The sequence below is a fragment of the Actinoplanes sp. NBC_00393 genome, from assembly GCF_036053395.1.
Lineage (GTDB): Bacteria > Actinomycetota > Actinomycetes > Mycobacteriales > Micromonosporaceae > Actinoplanes.
In genome coordinates this window covers 2,292,919-2,310,369 of the sequence record NZ_CP107942.1, presented here as the reverse complement: position 1 = coordinate 2,310,369, position 17,451 = coordinate 2,292,919, and the positions used below count along the sequence as shown (strand labels likewise).

Below are 17,451 nucleotides of genomic sequence, written 5' to 3'. Positions count from 1 at the left end.
CGTGCCGCCGCTCTGGGATGCCCTGCCAGTACACCCCACGTCAGGGACTTCTTCGCGGGCCGGCGGGTACGCACGCTGGAGAGGTCCGACGAGTTCAAGGAGCAGTTCCCATGCGTGTTGCCGTCATGTCCGCGCCCGGTGAGGTCCGTGTCCAGGACCGCGCCGAGCCGAGGATCGAGCAGCCCACCGACGCGATCATCCGGCTGGCCGCCACCTGCGTCTGCGGGTCCGACCTGTGGCCCTACCGGGGCATCGAGAAGCTGGACGGGCCGCGGCCGATGGGCCACGAGTACGCCGGCATCGTCGAAGAGGTCGGTAGCGAGGTCCGGAACGTGCGGCCCGGACAATTCGTGGTCGGCTCGTTCTTCGCCTCGGACAACACCTGCGAGATCTGCCGGTCCGGCTACCAGTCCGGCTGTGTGCACCGGGAGAGCGCCGCCCCGGGTGGCGCGCAGGCCGAGCGGATGCGGGTTCCCCTGGCCGACGGCACCCTGGTCGCCACGCCGGAGATGCCGTCCGACGATCTGGTGCCGAGCCTGCTGGCCGCCTCCGACGTGCTCGGAACCGGCTGGTTCGGGGCGGTCGCGGCCGAGGCCGGGCCCGGCAAGACGGTCGCTGTGGTCGGTGACGGCGCGGTCGGGCTGCTCGGTGTGATGGCCGCACAGCAGCTCGGCGCGGAGCGGATCATCGCGATGAGCCGGCACGAGTCGCGGCAGAAGCTGGCGCTGGAGTTCGGGGCCACCGATATCGTCGCCGAGCGCGGTGACGCGGGGGTGGCCGCGATCAAGGAGATGACCGGCGGGCTGGGCGCCCACTCGGTGATCGAGGCGGTCGGCACGCAGGAGTCGATGATGCAGGCCATCCACTCGGCGCGGGCCGGCGGGCACGTCGGCTACGTCGGGGTCACCCACGAGGTCGCCCTGCCCGGCATGGAGCTGTTCTTCTCCCACGTGCACCTGCACGGCGGCCCGGCTCCGGTCCGCCGGTTCCTGCCGGATCTGATCGACCGGATCTGGTCGGGCCGGATCAACCCGGGCAAGGTGTTCGACCTGGAGCTGCCGCTGGACGACGCGGCCGCCGGTTACCAGGCGATGGACCGCCGGGAAGCCATCAAGGTCCTGCTGCGCCCGTGACCAGGACAACAGCCAGGCCGAAGATCACCGCGGGGCTGGTCGCGGCGGTGGTGTTCCTGACCGCGATCGCCCCGCTGGCCACCGATCTGTACGTGCCCGCGTTCCCGCAGGTCGCCGGTGATCTGGAGGCGTCCGCGGCCCAGGTCCAGCTGACCTTGACGACGTTCTTCGTCGGCATGGCGCTGGGCCAGCTGATCGGCGGACCGGTCTCCGACCAGCGCGGGCGGCGCCGCCCGCTGCTCGCCGCCATCGCGCTGATGACCGTCGCGTCCGTCGTCTGCGCGCTCACGCCCTCGATCGGCGTGATGATGCTGGCCCGGTTCGTGCAGGGCTTCTCCGGCGGCTGGGCCATGGTGATCGGGCGGGCGGTGATCGTCGACCTGGCGACCGGCGCCCGGCTGGTGCGCCTGCTCAACGTGGTCGCCGGGGTGGGCGGAATCGCACCGGTCGTGGGGCCGCTGATCGGCGCGGTGATCCTGCAGCTGTCGAACTGGCGGATGTCGTTCTGGGCGGTGGCTGCGCTCGGGGTCGCCATGGCGATCGTGGTGCTCGTGGCCGTACCGGAATCTCTGCCCTTGCACCAACGGCACGGCGGCGGCCTGCGCGCTTTCGCGCGTGCCGGCCGGCAGGTGGTGACTCACCGTCGCTACGTCGGGTTCCTGCTGGTCAGCGGGTCGGCGATGGGGGCCCTTTTCGCGTACGTCGCCACCTCCGCCTTCGTTCTGCAGTCGATGAACGGCATGTCCCCGGTCGCCTACTCGGTCGACTTCGCCGCCAACGCCGCCGGCATGACCGTCGCCGCGCTCGTCGCCGCCCGCCTGGCCGGGCGGGTCGACACCCGCCGGGTGATCCTGGCCGGTCAGGTCGCCGTGCTGGCCGCCGGCGTGGCGTTGCTGGTGGGCGCGCTCTGGTTCGGCACTCCCTTGCTGCTGGCCGTGATCTGCTTCTTCGTGCTGATGACCGCACAGGGCCTGATCATTCCGAACGCGGGTGCGCTCGCGTCCGCCGAGGTGCCCGACCATCCCGGCACCGGCTCGGCGATGCTCGGCTTCGTGCAATGGGTGGCCGCCGGCCTCATCGCCCCGATCGCCGGGCTCGGTGGTGAGCACACCGCGGTCCCGATGGCCCTGCTGGTGGTCGGCGGCGCGGTCCTGTCGACGGTCGGCCTGTGGCTGTCACGACCCGAGCGGGTCGATGGCAGGCGGCGGTTCCTCGCCGGTCCGGTCGGCGGCCGGCAGCCACATGACGAAGGTGCTGCCCACCCCGAGGGTGGAGAACGCGGTGACCTGACCGCCGTGTGACTCGACGATCTGCCGCACGATTGCCAACCCCAGCCCGGTACGCCGTTCCCGCGACGAACCGTTGGCCCCGCGCCAGAACCGGTCGAACACCCGCGGCAGGTCGTCCGGTGCGATCCCCGGCCCCTGGTCGGCGACGGCGAGCCACATCCACGACCCGGTACGCCCGGCAGCCACCGTGACGGTCGAATCGGTGGGCGCCAGGCGTACCGCGTTGGACAGCAGGTTGCCGGCGGCCCGGCGCAGAGCGTCCGCGTCGCCGATCACGCGCAGCCCGATCCCGGCCTGCACGTTCAGGTGCAGGGGCCGGTCCGGCAGGAACGACTCCTCGCCGGCCTCTCGGGCCACCGCGCCCAGGTCGACGTCGGTGTCGGTGAGCGCGTCCGCGTCCCGGCGCGCGGTGGCGAGCAGGTCCTCGACCAGCCGGGACATCCGGGTGGTGGCCCGGTCGACGACCGCGACCGCACGGCCGCGTTCCTCGGCGGTGGCCTCCGGGGCGGTCAGGGTGGCGTCCAGATGTGTACGGATGATCGCCAGCGGACTGCGCAGCTCGTGCGAGGCGTCGTCGATGAGCTGCCGTTGCGCCTGGAACGCCTGGTCGAGCCGGTCGAGCATGGAGTCCAGGGTGTCGGCGAGGTCACGCAGCTCGTCGCGGGGGCCCGGCAGCCGGATCCGCCGGGTCAGGTCGGTGGCCTGGATCTCCCGGGCGGTCCGGGTGATCGCGCCGACCGGCCGCAGCACCCGCCCGGCCAGCACCCAGCCGATCCCGAGGCTGGCGACGAACAGCCCGGCGAGCGCGATCAGCGAGTAGGTGCGCAGGTTCTGCAGGGTGCTGTAGTTGACCGCCGCCTCGATCTGGCTGACGTCGGCGACGGTCATCGTGCCCGCCAATTGCCCGCGCTCATAGACTTTCGCGGTGCGCTCGGTGATCGGCTGCGGCGAGGTGGACTGGGCGACCGCGAAGTAGATGACCGCCAGGGTGAGCCCGGCCAGTGCGAACAGCAGCGTCGAGTAGATGACGGTCAGCCGGAACCGGATGGACCTCACGAGTCCCCCTCGGACAGCCGGTAGCCGCGGCCGACGACCGTGGCGATCCAGCCGTCGCCGAGCTTGCGGCGCAGCGTGCCGACGGTGACCCGGACAGTCTGGGTGAACGGGTCGGCGTTGGCGTCCCAGACGTGTTCGAGCAGCTCCTCGCTGGAGACCACGTGCCCGGGGCGGGTCATCAGGTACTCCAGGACGCCGAACTCCTTCGGGGTCAGCGACAGGGGTTCGCCGTGCAGGGAAGCGGTGTGCCGGGCGGTGTCCAGGACCAGCCCGCCGATGGTGAGCCGGGCGGTGGCGCCGTTCGTGTCGCGGCGCAGCAGGGCCCGTACCCTGGCCAGCAGTTCCTTGAGATGGAACGGTTTGACCAGGTAGTCGTCGGCGCCGCCGTCCAGGCCGCGGACCCGGTCGTCGAGGCCGCCGCGGGCGGTGAGCATCAGCACCCGCAGGTCGGCGGCGCCCGGCGTCGGCACCTCACCGGCACGCAGCGAGCGGCACAGGGTGAACCCGTCGCCGTCGGGCAGGTTGATGTCGAGCAGCATCAGGTCGTACTCGTTGACGGTGAGCCGCTCGTACGCCTGCGCGGCGTCACCGGCGACGTCCACCGCGTACCCGGTGCGGGACAGGCCGACCCGCAGACCCTCGGCCAGGTCCTCTTCGTCTTCCACCACGAGCAGGCGCATCTGTCGACTATCCACGGCCGATGAGGGTCGCGGCCACCTCGCGGGCCCGCTCGATCGGCACCGCGAAGCCGATGCCGATCGAGCCGCCGCCTTCGAGGGTGGCGATGGCCGTGTTCACCCCGACGACCTCGCCGCGGGCGTTGACCAGCGGGCCGCCGGAATTGCCGGGGTTGATGGACGCGTCGGTCTGCACCGCGGTCTGGCGGGTGGCGCCGCCGAGGCGTACCTGGCGGTCCAGGGCGCTGATGATGCCGGCGGTGACCGTGCCGGACAGGCCGAGCGGGGAGCCGACAGCCAGGACCGGCTGGCCGACCTGCGTGGTGCGGGGGTCGGCCAGCTCGAGACGGGTCAGTCCGGCGTCGGTGGGTACGCGCAGGACGGCGATGTCGTTGCTGCGGTCGGCGCCGACGAGTTCGGCGGTGTGCCGGCGGCCGTCGGCGCCGACGATGCTGACCGAGCCGCCGCCGGCGACGACGTGGGCGTTGGTGACGATGTGACCGCGGTCGTCGAAGACGAAGCCCGAGCCGGACGAGCCGCTGCTCACCCGCACCGACACCACGCCTGGCAGTGCCCGTGCGGCCGCCGCGACCAGGTCGGTGGGCACGCCCGCCGGGGCGGGCGCGGGTGCCGCGTAGGGCGGCGGCTCCGAGTCGCGCCCGGCCATGTAGCCGGCGGTGGCACCGGTGCCCGCCGATACCGCGATGATCGCCAGACCGCCGGCGACGAAGAGCGGCCAGCGGGACCCGCCCGGGGTCGGTGGTGGCGGCGGCGACGACGGAGGCAGGAACGGCTGAGGATCCAGGTCGGTCGAGACGAAATCTGGGCCACGAGGTGTGGCGCCAAGTCCGGTGGTAAGCATCGGAAGCCTCCTCAGGGCAGCCGGGATGGGGCAGCTGGGCTCAAGGCAGCCGGGATGGGGACGGCTGGGCTCAAGGCGGCCGGGGATCAGGGCAGCCGGGCGAACCAGAACAGCGACGCCAGCGCAGCGAGCACAGCGAACGCCAATCCGATGCCGATGAAGCGGGCCGACACGTCCTGCACCTCGGTCTGATAGCCCACCGAGCTGCCGATATCGGCGTAGGCGGCACGCAGCTCATCCACGCTGCCGGCCTCGAAGTAGTTGCCGCCGGTGGTGTCCGCGACGGCCTGCAACGTCTGCCCGTCGACCGGCACCGCCTGACCGCCCTCGATCACCCCGGACACCGTCCCGAACGAGATCGCATCCACCGGCACACCCAGCTCGGCAGCCAGCTGCGACGCCTCCCCCGGATCCTGCCCCGAGGTGTTGGCGCCGTCCGACAGCACCACCACCCGCGCCGGCGGCACGTCCTCCCCGGCCTCCGCGTCCAGCCCGCGGATCGCTTCGAGCGACGTGGCGATCGCATCCCCGATCGCGGTCCCGGCCCGCCCAGCAGTGCCCTCGGCCAACCGGTCGATGCCGGCATTCACCGTGGTCCGGTCGGTCACCGGCGGCACGAACACCGACGCCGACCCGGCGAACCCGACCAGCCCCACGTTGAACTGCTCCGGCAGCTCGGTGACGAACTCCCGGGCCGCGTCCTTGGCCGCGCTCAGCCGGTCCGGGGCGACGTCGTCGGCCAGCATCGACCGCGACACGTCCACCGCCACCAGCACGGTCGCCCGTTCCCGGGGGACCTGCACCTCGGCCTGCGGCCGGGCGAACCCGACGACCAGCAGCCCGAGCATGGCCAGGAACAGCCCGGCCGGCACGTGCCGGCGCCAGCCGGGGCGCTTCGGCGCGACCCGGTCCAGCAGTTTCAGGTTGGTGAAGCGGACGGCGTACCGGCTGCGGCGGCGCTGCGCGAACACGTACGCCACGGCCAGCGCGGCGACCGCGGCCAGCAGCCACAGCCGTTCCGGCGAGAGCCAGCTCATGCGGTTGCACCTCCAGAGTTCATCGGACGGTGAGCGCCGCGGGCCAGGCGGCGCTGCGCGTACACGTGCCGGACGATGTCGGCGACCCAGTCCCGGTCGGTGCGCAACGCGAGGTGCGCGGCCCCGGCCCGGCCGATCGCCGCGGCCACACTCTCCTGCTGGCGGCGCGCTGCTTCGGCGTACCGTCGGCGCAGTTTGTTGCTTGCCGTGTGCACCTCCCGGCGCCGCCCGGTCTCCGGATCGACCAGCGCCAGCAGCCCCACATCGGGCAGCTCCTGCTCCCGCGGATCACCCACCTGAACAGCCAGAACCTGGTGCCGCGCAGCCAGCCGCCGCAGCGGCCGCTCCCACGCCGGCGCGCCGGGCCCCAGCCCGTCCTCGTCGAGGCCGTCCAGGAAATCCGAGACCACCACCATCAGCCCGCGGCGCGGCACGGCCGCATGCAGACCGTCGATCGCCTCGGCCAGCGGCAGCGCAGCCGCCGGCACCGCACGGGGCAGGGCCAGCAGAGACCTCAGAACACCGAGCAGATGGGTACGCCCACCGCGCGCCGGAAATCGCGACACTCCCCCGCCGGTCAGCAGGTGCGCGCCCAACCGGTTCCCGGCGCCGGTGGTGAGGAACCCGACCGCGGCCACCGCGGCGATCGCCAGCTCGCGTTTCTCGAACTCGGCCGTGCCGAAGTCCATGCTCGCGGTGGCGTCGACCAGCGCCCAGGTGGCGAGCTCCCGGTCCGCGTCGACGGTCCGCACGTGCGGCACGGTGGTGCGCGCGGTGACCGCCCAGTCCATCCGCCGCACCTCGTCCTCACCGGGCCGGTACTCGCGGCTGCCGGCCGGTTCGCTGCCCAGGCCGGGCAGTAGTCCCAGGTGGGAGCCGTGCAGCAGGCCGTCCAGGCGGCGGGTGACGAGGAGTTCCAGGCGCCGCAGCCGTCGTTCCGGGGTGAGTTCGTTGAGCGAGGCACCCTCGTTCACGCGGCGGCTCCCAGGTCTTCCTGTGCCGGGGAGATCACCGGAGCCGGAACCGCGGCCAGCAGCCGCTGGACGATCGACTCCGGCTGCACGCCGTCGGCGACCGCGTCGAAGGCCAGCACCAGGCGGTGCGCGAGGACGTCCGGGGCGATGTCGACGACGTCGGCGGGCAGCACGTACTGCCGGCCGCGCAGCAGGGCCAGGGCCCGGGCGGCGGCGACCAGGCCGAGGGTGGCGCGGGGGCTGGCACCGTACGCGAGCTGGCCGGCCGCCTCCGGCACACCGAACCGGGCCGGGTTGCGGGTGGCCAGGACTAGCCGCACCACGTACTCGGCGAGGGCGTGGTGCATGAACACGTCCCGGGCGCGCTGCTGCAGGGCCAGCAGGCGGGTGGTGTCGAGGACCGGGCCGGCGGTCGGGCGTACCCCGCCCATCCGGTAGAGAATGCCCAGCTCGTCCTCGTCGCTCGGGTAGCCGACCACCACGCGCATCAGGAACCGGTCGCGCTGCGCCTCCGGCAGCTGGTAGACGCCCTCGCTCTCGATCGGGTTCTGGGTGGCGAGGACCAGGAACGGTTGCGGCACCGGATAGGTACGCCCGCCGAGCGACACGTGTCCCTCGGCCATCACCTCGAGCAGCGCCGACTGCACCTTCGCCGGCGCCCGGTTGATCTCGTCGGCGAGCACCAGGTTCGCCATCACCGGTCCCAGCTCGACGTCGAAGCTCTCCTGGCTGGGCCGGTAGATCCGGGTGCCGAGGATGTCCGACGGCACCAGGTCGGGGGTGAACTGGATCCGGTGGAAGCTGCCGCCGACCGCGATCGCCAAAGTTTCGGCGGCGAGGGTCTTGGCCACCCCCGGCACTCCTTCGAGCAGGCAGTGCCCACCGGCGAGCAGCGCGGTCAGCAGCCGCTCCACCAGCCGGTCCTGCCCGACGATCACCTTCTTGACCTCGAACAACGTCTGTTCGAGCAGACGCGCGTCGGCGTCTGCCGCGAAGTCCGTCATGTGTCTCCCTCTCGGCTGTTCGGACACTCATGACAGCAACCGGGACCGAAAACGAACCGAAGGACGACTGCCAGCTACCGCACAGCTGTCGGATCGGGGCAACGCTGTACGTGGAGGGGATATGAGTATGAGACTGACCACCATCACGAACGTCTCCGTCGACGGCGTCATGCAGGGACTCGGCGGCCCCGACGAGGACCGCAGGGACGGTTTCACGCGCGGCGGGTGGGCCCTGCCGCTCTTCGACGACGAGGCCGAGACGTTCCTCGGCGAGATCTACCAGCGGGCCGGCGCGTTCCTGTTCGGCCGGCACACGTACGACATCTTCGCCGGCTACTGGCGGCTGATCACCGACCCGGCCAACCCGATCGCGTCAGCCTTGAACAGCCGCCCCAAGTACGTCGCGTCGACCACTCTGACCGACCCGCAGTGGGCGGACACGACCGTCCTGTCCGGCGACCTGGCCGCGGCGATCGGCACGCTGAAGGCCTCCGGCGACGGCGAACTGCAGGTGCACGGCAGCGGCGCCCTGATCCGCTGGCTGCTCGCCAACGACCTGGTCGACGAGCTGGTCCTGCTCACCTACCCGGTGATCGTCGGCCAGGGCACCCGGCTGTTCCCCGATACTGGGCCGGACGCTGCCCTGGAGCTGCTCGCGTCACGGACCACCGCGAGTGGCCTGACGTTCCAGACCTACCGCACCACCGGCCGCCCCCGGTATGCACCGGCCTCGGTCAGCTGACGTGCCGGGCGATGATGCGGGCGCAGTCGAGGGACTCGGCGTGGGTGGTGTCGACCTCCACGTCGTACACAACGCCCTCATGCACTTTCGTCGCCTGCTGGGCGGCCATCCCCGGCGCCCGGTTGCCGCGGGCGAACTCGCGCGCCTCGGCGGCTTCCGGCGAACAGTGCACGCCGACCCACAGCACCCGCAGTCCGTCGAGGTGGCCGCGCAACCGCTCCTGGCTGGCGCGGCCACCGAGGAAGTTGTCGTCGATGATGACCCGCGCCCCGGCCCGGGCCATGGCAGCGATGCCGATCGTCCACGCATTCTCGATCGCGCGCCACTCGTCACCGAGGACGACGTCACCACCCTGCCCGAACGTGATCCCCGAGCCGGAGTCCAGAAGCGCGGGCGGCAGCCGCTCGATCAGGTCGTCCACGCCCAGGTTGATCCACGGCTGCGGGAGGAGGGCCTGCAGACAGCGCACGATGCCCGACTTCCCCGAACTCGACCCGCCGTTCAAAACGATGACGTCAGTGCTCACTCGACGACTCCCCGGAACGGTAGTGCACGACCTCGAACGGCCATGCCTGCGACAGCCACGCTCCCACGACATCGGTCAGCGGGCCATCCAGTTCTGCGCGGGCGGCGCTCACCCACGAGGACGCCGGCACGTCGCCCTCCGGCGTCGGGAGGTCCACCCGCCGAGCCGAGCGCTCGGCGTGACTCTCGAGGTCGGCCAGGTGGCAGCTTCACGTCAGAAGCCGAGTCCGTCGAGGATCCGCAGGACGATGTTCGTCTTCTCGTCCTTGCTGATGGGCTTGTCGGGGTCGTCGTCGGCGTCGGCGCCGGCGAGCAGCAGGATCGCTTCGTCGACCTTGGCGACGACGTCCGGCCGGCCGGCGTCCGCCGTCGCGTCCCGTAGCTGCTTGGCCAGGGCGAGAAGTGCACGCTCTTCGTGCGTAACCATCCGACCATCGTAGAAAGCTGCGGCCGGAGGACTCGAACCTCCATCTCCCGGTCCAAAGCCGGGCGTGCTGCCGGTTGCACCAGCCCGCATGGTCCGGCCGGCGAGTCGATGCGGGCTCGCCGGCCGGACTCCAGCGCGGGACGGCGCGGCCCGGGTGCCCGGACCTCCGTGGGTCCGCCGGACTTGCGCGCCTCTCACCGTGCGCTGGACACGGCCGCCGGTGGGCGGCCGCGGTGTGATGCGTGGTGCGCCGGCACGGGAGCGGTGACTGTCGCGTTGGCGGGGTAGCTACTCCCCTCCAGCGAGCCCGGCGGTCGCCTTACCCGTCGAGCCGGCCCGCGATGATCACCGTTCCCGTGCCCGGCGCCGTGATCGGCAGCCGGGCCCGATGCGCTGCCGAGATACAGAAAAGCCGCCGTCCCCGGTCCGGGTCGGCGGCGTGAACCTGACTAGCGCTGCTAGCCGACACACCACCGTGGGCGGACGAACGAGGCTTGCCACTGCATCTGTCTCTCCTGCCCGTGATGATCGGTGCTGGCTACGAACATAGGCAGGCCGGCCGGCACGGGCAACGTATTTACGGCGCCAGGCGGTAGAGGGTGAGCGCGGCCCCCGTCGGGGCGCCGGTACTCGTCCTCGCGGACCGTCATCCACGGGTTGCGGTAGACGATCCGGCTGCTCAGCTGATCCACTGGCCGATCCTCACATCGACGGTCAAGCAGGAGGGTAGGGACGGCCTTGCCGGACGCGACGCTCGTGATCATCCGCGGGAACAGCGGGAGTGGGAAGACGACTACGGCGCGGGAGGTTCGGCGCCGGTACGGGCGGGGCGCCGCCCTCGTCGAGCAGGACTACCTGCGCCGGGTGGTGCTGCGCGAGCACGGCGGGCGGTTCGATCCGGTGGCGCCGGCCTTCGTCGCCACGACCGTACGCTCCGCCCTGGATCTCGGTTATCACGTGGTGCTCGAAGGGATTCTCGACACCGCGGGGTACGGCGACGTCCTGCACCGGCTGGTCGCCGAGCACGCCGGGCCGAGCAGCGTCTTCTACCTCGACGTTTCGTTCGAGGAGACGGTTCGGCGGCATTTCGGGCGGGCCGAGCCGATTCCGGTGAGCGCTGAGCAGATGCGTGAGTGGTACCGGGAGCGCGATCTGCTCGGCGTCGCCGGCGAGCACGTCGTCACTGAGCGGACCGGCTTCGACGACGCCGTGGCGGCGATCCTGCACACGAGCGGCCTGGCGCGGACGGCGGCGCTGACCCCGTGCCCGACCCGCTGTCCCCGGTGCGCGCAGAAGGCCAGGTGAGGCCCACACCACACCCCGGGGAGTCGATCATGCAGAATGCTGGCCGAACCCTTAGGTTAGGCATGCCTTATCTGCAACGAACTGGAGTTCCCCCACCATGCGCGCACCCCGATTCCTCGCCGGAATCGTCGTCCTTACCACCGCCTTCGCGCTGACCGCCTGCGGCAGCTCGGACAGCGAGGACACCCCGGCTGCCTCCGGCAGCGCGGCGGCGACGTTCCCGGTCACGGTCACCCACGCGTTCGGCACCACCACGATCGAGAAGAAGCCCGAGCGGGTCGCCACCGTCAACTGGGCCAACCACGAGGTGCCGCTGGCGCTGGGCATCGTCCCGGTCGGCTACGCCAAGGCGAACTTCGGTGACGAGGACGGCGACGGCCTGCTGCCCTGGGACGCCGCGAAGCTCAAGGAGCTGGGCGCCCCGACGCCGGTGCTCTTCGACGAGACCGACGGCATCGACTTCGAGGCGGTGGCGAACACCAAGCCCGACGTCATCCTGGCCGCCTACTCGGGTCTGACCCAGCAGGACTACGACACCCTGACCAAGATCGCGCCGGTCGTCGCGTACCCGAAGGCCGCCTGGGCCACCTCGTGGCGTGACAGCATCAAGCTGGAGAGCCAGGCTCTCGGCCTGGCCGCCGAAGGCGATGCCCTGATCGCCAAGATCGAGCAGGAGATGAAGACCGAGGCGGCGCGCTACCCCAAGCTGGCCGGTAAGTCGGTGATGTTCCTGACCCACCTGGACCCGACCGACCTCAGCAAGATCAGCTTCTACACGACGCACGACACCCGCGCCCAGTTCTTCACCGACCTCGGCATGAAGCACCCGGCGAGCATCGAGAAGGCCTCCGCGACCACCGAGGAGTTTAGCCTCACCCAGAGCGCGGAGCAGGTCCAGAACCTCAGCGACGTGGACATCATCGTGACCTACGGTGACGCCGAGGGCACCACCCTCGCGACTCTGCAGAAGGACCCGCTGCTGTCCAAGATCCCGGCGATTGCCCGTGGCTCGTTCGTCTCGCTGCCCGGCAGCACCCCGGTGGCCACCGCCGCCAACCCGACGCCGCTCGCCGTCTCCTTCGTGCTGAAGGACTACGTCGACCTGCTCGGCAAGGCCGCCGACAAGATCTGATGACGCTCGTCGAAACCAAATCCGGGCCGGACGTCGCTTCGCTGCGACGCCCGGCCCGGGTGCGCCTGGGCTGGCTGCTGGCCGTCCTGGCCGTGCTGATCCTGGTCATGCTCGCGTCGGTCGCCTTCGGCTCGCGGATCGTCGGCTGGTCCGACGTCACCGCCGCCTTCGGCGGCACCGACGAGACGCTCAATCACGCAGCGGTGGTCAAACGCATTCCGCGTACGGTGCTCGCGGCTCTCGTCGGCGCGGCGCTGGCCCTGTCCGGCGCCGTGATGCAGGGTGTCACCCGCAACCCGCTCGCCGACCCGGGCATCCTCGGCGTCAACATGGGCGCGATGCTGGCGATCGCGGTCGGCATGGTGACCATCGGGCTGTACACCGCCACCGCGTACATCTGGGTCGCCATCGCCGGCGCGGCCGTGTCGACCCTGTTCGTCTACGCGGTCGGCTCCCTCGGCCGAGGCGGCGCCACCCCGCTCAAGATCGCGCTGGCCGGTGCGGCCACCTCCGCCGCGCTGGCGTCGATGGTGACCGCGGTCGTGCTGCCGCGCGGCGACATTGCCGAGAACTTCCAGTCCTGGCAGGTCGGCGGGGTCGGCGGCGCCACCTGGGAGAGCATCGGCCAGGTGCTGCCGTTCCTGATCGCCGGCCTGGTCATCTGCCTGCTCTGCGCCCGCGCGCTGAACTCCCTCGCGCTCGGCGACGAACTGGCCGCCGGCCTCGGCGAACGCGTCGCCCTGGTCCGCGGCGTCGCCGCCCTCGGCGCGGTCGTGCTGTGCGGCGCGGCCACCGCGGTCGCCGGGCCGATCGCCTTCGTCGGCCTGATCGTCCCGCACGTGTGCCGCCTGCTCGTCGGGCTCGACCACCGCTGGCTGCTGCCGTTCGCCACACTCGTCGGCGCCGCGCTGCTGACCGGCGCGGACGTCGTCGGCCGGGTGGTGAACCGGCCCGACGAGATCGAGGCCGGCATCATCACCGCCCTGATCGGCGCCCCGTTCTTCATCTACATCGTCCGCCGGCAGAAGGTACGTGAGCTGTGAGCACCATGACCCTCGAGGCCGTCACCCGCGGCCGGGTCCGGCGCAGCCGCCGGCGGCAGGCGGTGCTCACCGTCCTGGCCGTGCTGGTGGCCGTGATGGTCGTCGTCTCGCTGATGGTCGGGCAGACGTTCTACCCGCTCGGCGACGTGCTGCGGGTGATCCTCGGCGAGACCGTCCCGGGCGCCTCGTTCACCGTCGGCGAGTTGCGCCTGCCCCGAACCGTCCTGGCCCTGGCCACCGGGCTGTGCTTCGGGATGGGCGGCGTCACCTTCCAGACCATGATGCGCAACCCCCTGGCCAGCCCCGACATCATCGGCATCAGCTCGGCAGCGAGCGCGGCCGCGGCGTTCGCCATCATCGTGCTCAACCTCGGCGAGACCGGGGTGTCGGTGTTCGCCATCGTCGCCGCGCTCGGCGTCGCGGTCATCATCTACGTCCTGTCGTTCAAGGACGGGGTGGCCGGCACCCGGCTCGTGCTGATCGGCATCGGCATCGCCGCGATGCTCAACAGCGCCACCTCCTACATCCTGAACCAGGCCGGGCAGTGGGACTTGCAGGCGGCGACGCGCTGGCTCAACGGGAGCCTGAACGGGTCCACCTGGGACGAGACCGTTCCGGTGCTGATCGCGCTGGTCGCGTTCGGGCCGGTGCTGCTGTCGCAGGCCCGGAACCTGACGATGCTGCAGCTCGGCGACGACACCGCGGCAGCGCTGGGCACGCGCTTGGAACGTACGCGGCTGGTGTCGATCGTTGCGGCTGTCGGTCTCATCGCGTTCGCCACCTCGGCCACCGGACCGATCGCGTTCGTGGCCTTCCTGGCCGGGCCGATCGCGGCCCGCCTGATCGGGCCCGGCGGCTCCCTGCTGGTGCCGTCCGCGCTGGTCGGTGCGCTGCTCGTGCTGGTCGCCGACTTCCTCGGCCAGTTCGCCTTCGACACCCGCTTCCCGGTGGGCGTGATCACCGGCGTGCTCGGCGCCCCGTACCTCATCTTTCTGCTCGTCCGCACCAACCGCGCGGGAGGCTCGCTGTGACCACCAACCACTCGCTGACGGTGGAGAAACTGACCGTCGGCTACGGCGAGCGCGTCGTCATCGAGTCGCTCGACCTGCTCGTGCCGCCCGGCAAGATCACCGCGATCGTCGGCGCCAACGCCTGCGGCAAGTCGACGCTGCTGCGGTCGATGTCGCGGCTGCTCGCACCGCGTACCGGCCATGTTCTTCTGGACGGCCGCCAGGTGCACAAGATGCCGGCCAAGGAACTGGCCCGCACCCTGGGGCTGCTCCCCCAGTCCCCGATCGCGCCGGAAGGCATCACGGTGGCCGACCTGGTCGGCCGGGGCCGCAATCCGCATCAGCGGTTGCTGTCGCGGTGGAGCAAGGACGACGATCGTGCGGTGGCCGCCGCGCTGGACGCCACCCACACCGCTGACCTGGCCGAACGCTCGGTCGACGAGCTCTCCGGCGGGCAGCGGCAGCGGGTCTGGATCGCGATGGCGCTGGCACAGCAGACCGAGCTGCTGCTGCTTGACGAGCCGACCACGTTCCTGGACGTCAGCCACCAGGTCGAGGTGTTGGATCTGCTCACCGACCTGAACGCCGATCGTGGGACGACGATCGTGATGGTGCTGCACGACCTCAACATGGCGGCCCGCTACGCGGACCACCTGATCGCGCTGGCGGACGGTGGGCTGCACGCGGCCGGCGAGCCGGCCTCGGTGTTGACCGAAGATTGCGTACGCGCGGTGTTCGGCCTCGACAGCCAGGTGATCCCGGACCCGGTGTCGGGGCGCCCGCTGATGCTGCCGATCGGCCGTCACCACGTCCGAACGCCGGCGGCCTCGTAACACCCCTCGCCCTGGCTGGCGCGGCTACTTTGCTGGCGTGGCTGGACCGGCCGCGCCGGCTGTTTGCTGGCGCGGCTGTGCTGTCTTGCTGCGCCGGCTTTCCGGCTGGCGCGGCTGCGCTACAAAACGTGGCGTGTTCACAGTCGAGCCGCCCCAGCCGGGTTCCCGCGCCCGGCGGCCGATGTGGCCCTGGCTTCTCGCCTTCCTCATCGGCGTGCTCGCCTGCGTGCTGACCGTTCCGCTGGTGCTCGGCGAGCTGCTGGGCGGAACGACCGGCGCGGAGCGGGCGCGCGACGACGTGCTCGAGACCGAGGCGCCGCAGATCGTCCGCGACCTCGAGGTGGCGAACCCCGACCCGGGCAACCTGGGACCGGAGTCGGTGGCCTGGCTCTCCGCCCGCTTCCAGCGTGCCGGCGACACCGTGCTCAGCTCGTCGAGCACACCGGGCCGGCCGGCCAACGGGAGGATCGACGTCCGCATGATCCGCACCGGTGAGGGGACCGCGCTGGGCCAGCCGACCGGAGCCGAGACGATCACGATCTGCCTGCGCTTCGAGATCGGCTGGTCGGACACCTCCGGCGCCGAGACCACTGTCACGGAGATCGACTGCCCTTAACCGGGCCGACTATGCTGCCCGGGTGCCGCCCGAAGAGGAATCCTCGCGTCGCCCGGCCGGGGCGCTCGAGTCCGAGGTGCTGCGGGTCCTGGTCGCCGCGCCCGAGCCGCTGACCCCGCGCGAGGTCCGTGGCCGGCTGGGCTCGCCGCTGTCGTACAGCACGGTCGTCACGATCCTGACCCGTCTGCACGACAAGGGAAGGGCGGCCCGCTTCCGTGACGGGCGCTCGTTCCGGTACGCGCCGTTGACCGACGAGGCTTCGGTGGCAGCCGAGCGGATGAACGCCGCACTCGGCGCCGGGACAGACCGGGCTACCGTGCTGCGCCGTTTCGTGGCCGCGCTCCAACCGGGCGACGAAGAGCTGCTGCGCCAGCTGCTGAGCGACGATTAGAGCTATCCGGCGCGGGGATCCGGACCGGGCCAAAGCAGTAAGTCACAGCCGGGCGGGTGTTTTGCGGCGTTTCGATCATCCAGCTGCGAGCTGCGCACCCTTCAAGCCGTTGGAGGCAGCCACAGCTCCCAGCCGACCTCCGCAAAAGGGCCTCAAGGATCGCCCGGCTGGGAGTTACGGCTTTGACACAGCGCGAGCCGGCAACCCGGCTGGCTCCTACGGCTGTTGCCCGGGCGCGAAACGACACTCAGCGCCAGCCGAGCAAACCAGCTGGCTCCCACGGCTGTTTGCCCAGGCGGGAAACGACACTGAGAGCCAGCCGAGCAAACCAGCTGGCTCCCACGGCTGTTTGCGCGGGCGCGAAACGACAGTTGGCGCCAGCTGGACCGTTTGTGGAGACGGGCCGCGAAGGCGGGCCGGAGGTGCGGGATGGCGCGGGTGTCAGACGTGGGCGGCAGCGAGCAGTTCGCCCAGGTCGACGACGCATTCGACGGTCCAGACCAACGAGAACGCGGCCACTGCGACCGGGACCGCCAGCGGGAGCAGCGAGCGGGCCCGGCGCGGGGCGATCAGCGAGGCGACCCGGCGCGGGACGGCGCCGGCGCGGCGTAGGTCCTGGCGGGACGGCGCTACCCGCAGGTTGCGGCGCGGGTCGATGTGGTCGGCGACGAGGGCAGCCGTGCCGATGGCGCGGGCGACCGTGCGGCGGTCGTCGAGTTCGGTGGCGGCCCGCTCGTCGGCGGCACGTTCGACGAGGTAGTCGACCTGCCGGGTGAGCAGCCGGAACACCGGGTGGACGGCGGCCGACAGGTGGGCCAGCAGCACCAGACGATGATGGCGCCCGCGCAGGTGGGCACGCTCATGGGCGAGCAGTGCCGCGTACTGCCGGTCGTCGAGGGCGTCGCGCATGCCGGTGGTGACGACGATGCGTCCGGCCGGGCCGGGGACCGCGAACGCCTCGGCGCGGTCCTCGTCGAGCAGGACCACGTCACCGTCCACGACCGGCAGCGCGAGGTAGCGCCGGGAGAACCGGGTGTCGCGGCGATGGGTGTGCGCCACCCTGGCCAGGCCGGCCAGCGCAGCGACGACCATCGCCAGGGACAGCCAGGAGACCCAGGGTTCACGTGCGGTGTCGGCCCGCACGTACGCGTCGGAGAGGTGCAGGAACGCCCCGGCGGCGGGCAGCTCGGCGAAGGCCTTGAACCCGAAGGCCACCAGGGTGATCAGGCAGCCGGCGGCCGCGGCGGCCAGCGAGGTGACCAGGAAGGTCGCGGCGGTTTCGGGGCGCAGCCGGTCGGCCAGGTAGCGGATCGCCAGGACGACCAGCGCCGGGCAGACCAGCACCTCCCAGACGAAGTGATCGAACATCCTGGCCCCCCTTCCCGGCGCGAACGC

18 protein-coding genes, 1 tRNA gene and 2 pseudogenes are annotated in these 17,451 nt (G+C 71.6%); 10 read left to right on the top strand and 11 right to left on the bottom strand.

The window, feature by feature from the left end:
• Positions 1–110: 110 nt before the first annotated feature.
• On the top strand, positions 111–1,133 hold the full coding sequence (locus tag OHA21_RS10585; RefSeq protein WP_328472696.1) for a zinc-dependent alcohol dehydrogenase family protein: 1,023 nt from the start codon (positions 111–113) through the stop codon (positions 1,131–1,133).
• Positions 1,130–2,434: a multidrug effflux MFS transporter gene (locus tag OHA21_RS10580; protein ID WP_328472694.1), complete on the top strand. Its 1,305-nt coding sequence runs from the start codon at positions 1,130–1,132 to the stop codon at positions 2,432–2,434. Before OHA21_RS10585 ends, OHA21_RS10580 begins: the two co-directional genes overlap by 4 nt.
• Here OHA21_RS10580 and OHA21_RS10575 read toward each other — a convergent pair.
• The 6 genes and pseudogenes from OHA21_RS10575 to OHA21_RS10550 all read right to left on the bottom strand — a co-directional run.
• Positions 2,420–3,310 (bottom strand): annotated as a pseudogene (locus OHA21_RS10575) (sensor histidine kinase); the annotation flags it as partial. The gene OHA21_RS10580 and the pseudogene OHA21_RS10575 overlap by 15 nt on opposite strands.
• Positions 3,311–3,474: 164 nt before the next feature.
• On the bottom strand, positions 3,475–4,158 hold the full coding sequence (locus tag OHA21_RS10570; RefSeq protein ID WP_328472691.1) for a response regulator transcription factor: 684 nt from the start codon (positions 4,156–4,158) through the stop codon (positions 3,475–3,477).
• A 7-nt stretch (positions 4,159–4,165) separates the two neighbouring features.
• Positions 4,166–5,017 (bottom strand): S1C family serine protease, encoded by an 852-nt coding sequence (locus tag OHA21_RS10565; RefSeq protein WP_328472689.1) that lies wholly within the window; start codon positions 5,015–5,017, stop codon positions 4,166–4,168.
• 86 nt (positions 5,018–5,103) lie between these two features.
• The gene (locus tag OHA21_RS10560) at positions 5,104–6,054 is read right to left on the bottom strand and encodes a VWA domain-containing protein (RefSeq protein ID WP_328472687.1); all 951 of its coding nucleotides are present in this window, start codon (positions 6,052–6,054) and stop codon (positions 5,104–5,106) included.
• Complete coding sequence (locus OHA21_RS10555; RefSeq protein ID WP_328472685.1) at positions 6,051–7,028, bottom strand: DUF58 domain-containing protein; 978 nt, start codon at positions 7,026–7,028, stop codon at positions 6,051–6,053. Before OHA21_RS10555 ends, OHA21_RS10560 begins: the two co-directional genes overlap by 4 nt.
• Positions 7,025–8,032 carry an AAA family ATPase gene (locus OHA21_RS10550; protein ID WP_328472683.1) on the bottom strand — a complete coding sequence of 336 codons (1,008 nt, stop codon included), beginning with the start codon at positions 8,030–8,032 and terminating at the stop codon, positions 7,025–7,027. Before OHA21_RS10550 ends, OHA21_RS10555 begins: the two co-directional genes overlap by 4 nt.
• A gap of 121 nt (positions 8,033–8,153) precedes the next feature.
• On the opposite strand from OHA21_RS10550, the gene OHA21_RS10545 reads away from it, so the two are divergent.
• Complete coding sequence (locus OHA21_RS10545; RefSeq protein ID WP_328472681.1) at positions 8,154–8,774, top strand: dihydrofolate reductase family protein; 621 nt, start codon at positions 8,154–8,156, stop codon at positions 8,772–8,774.
• Here the strand turns inward: OHA21_RS10545 and cpt are convergent.
• The 4 genes and pseudogenes from cpt to OHA21_RS10525 form a co-directional block, all read right to left on the bottom strand.
• Positions 8,767–9,300, bottom strand: coding sequence for a chloramphenicol phosphotransferase CPT (gene cpt, locus OHA21_RS10540; RefSeq protein ID WP_328472679.1), 534 nt, complete (start codon positions 9,298–9,300; stop codon positions 8,767–8,769). The two genes, OHA21_RS10545 and cpt, sit on opposite strands and share 8 nt — an antisense overlap.
• Positions 9,290–9,502: pseudogene (locus tag OHA21_RS10535) on the bottom strand (N-acetyltransferase); the annotation flags it as partial. The gene cpt and the pseudogene OHA21_RS10535, both read right to left, overlap by 11 nt.
• Positions 9,503–9,513: 11 nt before the next feature.
• Positions 9,514–9,726, bottom strand: coding sequence for a hypothetical protein (locus tag OHA21_RS10530; RefSeq protein WP_328472677.1), 213 nt, complete (start codon positions 9,724–9,726; stop codon positions 9,514–9,516).
• Between the two features lie 17 nt (positions 9,727–9,743).
• Positions 9,744–9,815 (bottom strand) — tRNA-Gln (locus tag OHA21_RS10525).
• Positions 9,816–10,464: 649 nt separating this feature from the next.
• Between OHA21_RS10525 and OHA21_RS10520 the strand changes: the two genes are divergently transcribed.
• From OHA21_RS10520 to OHA21_RS10490, 7 genes are all read left to right on the top strand, one after another.
• Positions 10,465–11,031 (top strand): AAA family ATPase, encoded by a 567-nt coding sequence (locus OHA21_RS10520; protein ID WP_328472675.1) that lies wholly within the window; start codon positions 10,465–10,467, stop codon positions 11,029–11,031.
• A 97-nt stretch (positions 11,032–11,128) separates the two neighbouring features.
• The gene (locus tag OHA21_RS10515) at positions 11,129–12,163 is read left to right on the top strand and encodes an iron-siderophore ABC transporter substrate-binding protein (protein ID WP_328472673.1); all 1,035 of its coding nucleotides are present in this window, start codon (positions 11,129–11,131) and stop codon (positions 12,161–12,163) included.
• On the top strand, positions 12,163–13,206 hold the full coding sequence (locus tag OHA21_RS10510) for a FecCD family ABC transporter permease (RefSeq protein WP_328472671.1): 1,044 nt from the start codon (positions 12,163–12,165) through the stop codon (positions 13,204–13,206). Before OHA21_RS10515 ends, OHA21_RS10510 begins: the two co-directional genes overlap by 1 nt.
• Positions 13,207–13,211: 5 nt before the next feature.
• On the top strand, positions 13,212–14,237 hold the full coding sequence (locus tag OHA21_RS10505; RefSeq protein WP_328478367.1) for a FecCD family ABC transporter permease: 1,026 nt from the start codon (positions 13,212–13,214) through the stop codon (positions 14,235–14,237).
• Positions 14,234–15,049, top strand: coding sequence for an ABC transporter ATP-binding protein (locus OHA21_RS10500; protein WP_328472669.1), 816 nt, complete (start codon positions 14,234–14,236; stop codon positions 15,047–15,049). The genes OHA21_RS10505 and OHA21_RS10500 overlap by 4 nt, the downstream gene beginning before the upstream one ends.
• A 133-nt stretch (positions 15,050–15,182) precedes the next feature.
• Positions 15,183–15,665 carry a hypothetical protein gene (locus OHA21_RS10495; RefSeq protein ID WP_328472667.1) on the top strand — a complete coding sequence of 161 codons (483 nt, stop codon included), beginning with the start codon at positions 15,183–15,185 and terminating at the stop codon, positions 15,663–15,665.
• 22 nt (positions 15,666–15,687) lie between these two features.
• The gene (locus OHA21_RS10490; protein WP_328472665.1) at positions 15,688–16,056 is read left to right on the top strand and encodes a BlaI/MecI/CopY family transcriptional regulator; all 369 of its coding nucleotides are present in this window, start codon (positions 15,688–15,690) and stop codon (positions 16,054–16,056) included.
• A 441-nt stretch (positions 16,057–16,497) separates the two neighbouring features.
• On the opposite strand, the gene OHA21_RS10485 is transcribed toward OHA21_RS10490, so the two are convergent.
• Entirely contained in the window at positions 16,498–17,424 is a 927-nt protein-coding gene (locus OHA21_RS10485) for a M56 family metallopeptidase (protein ID WP_328472663.1), read from the bottom strand.
• Between the last annotated feature and the right edge of the window lie 27 nt (positions 17,425–17,451).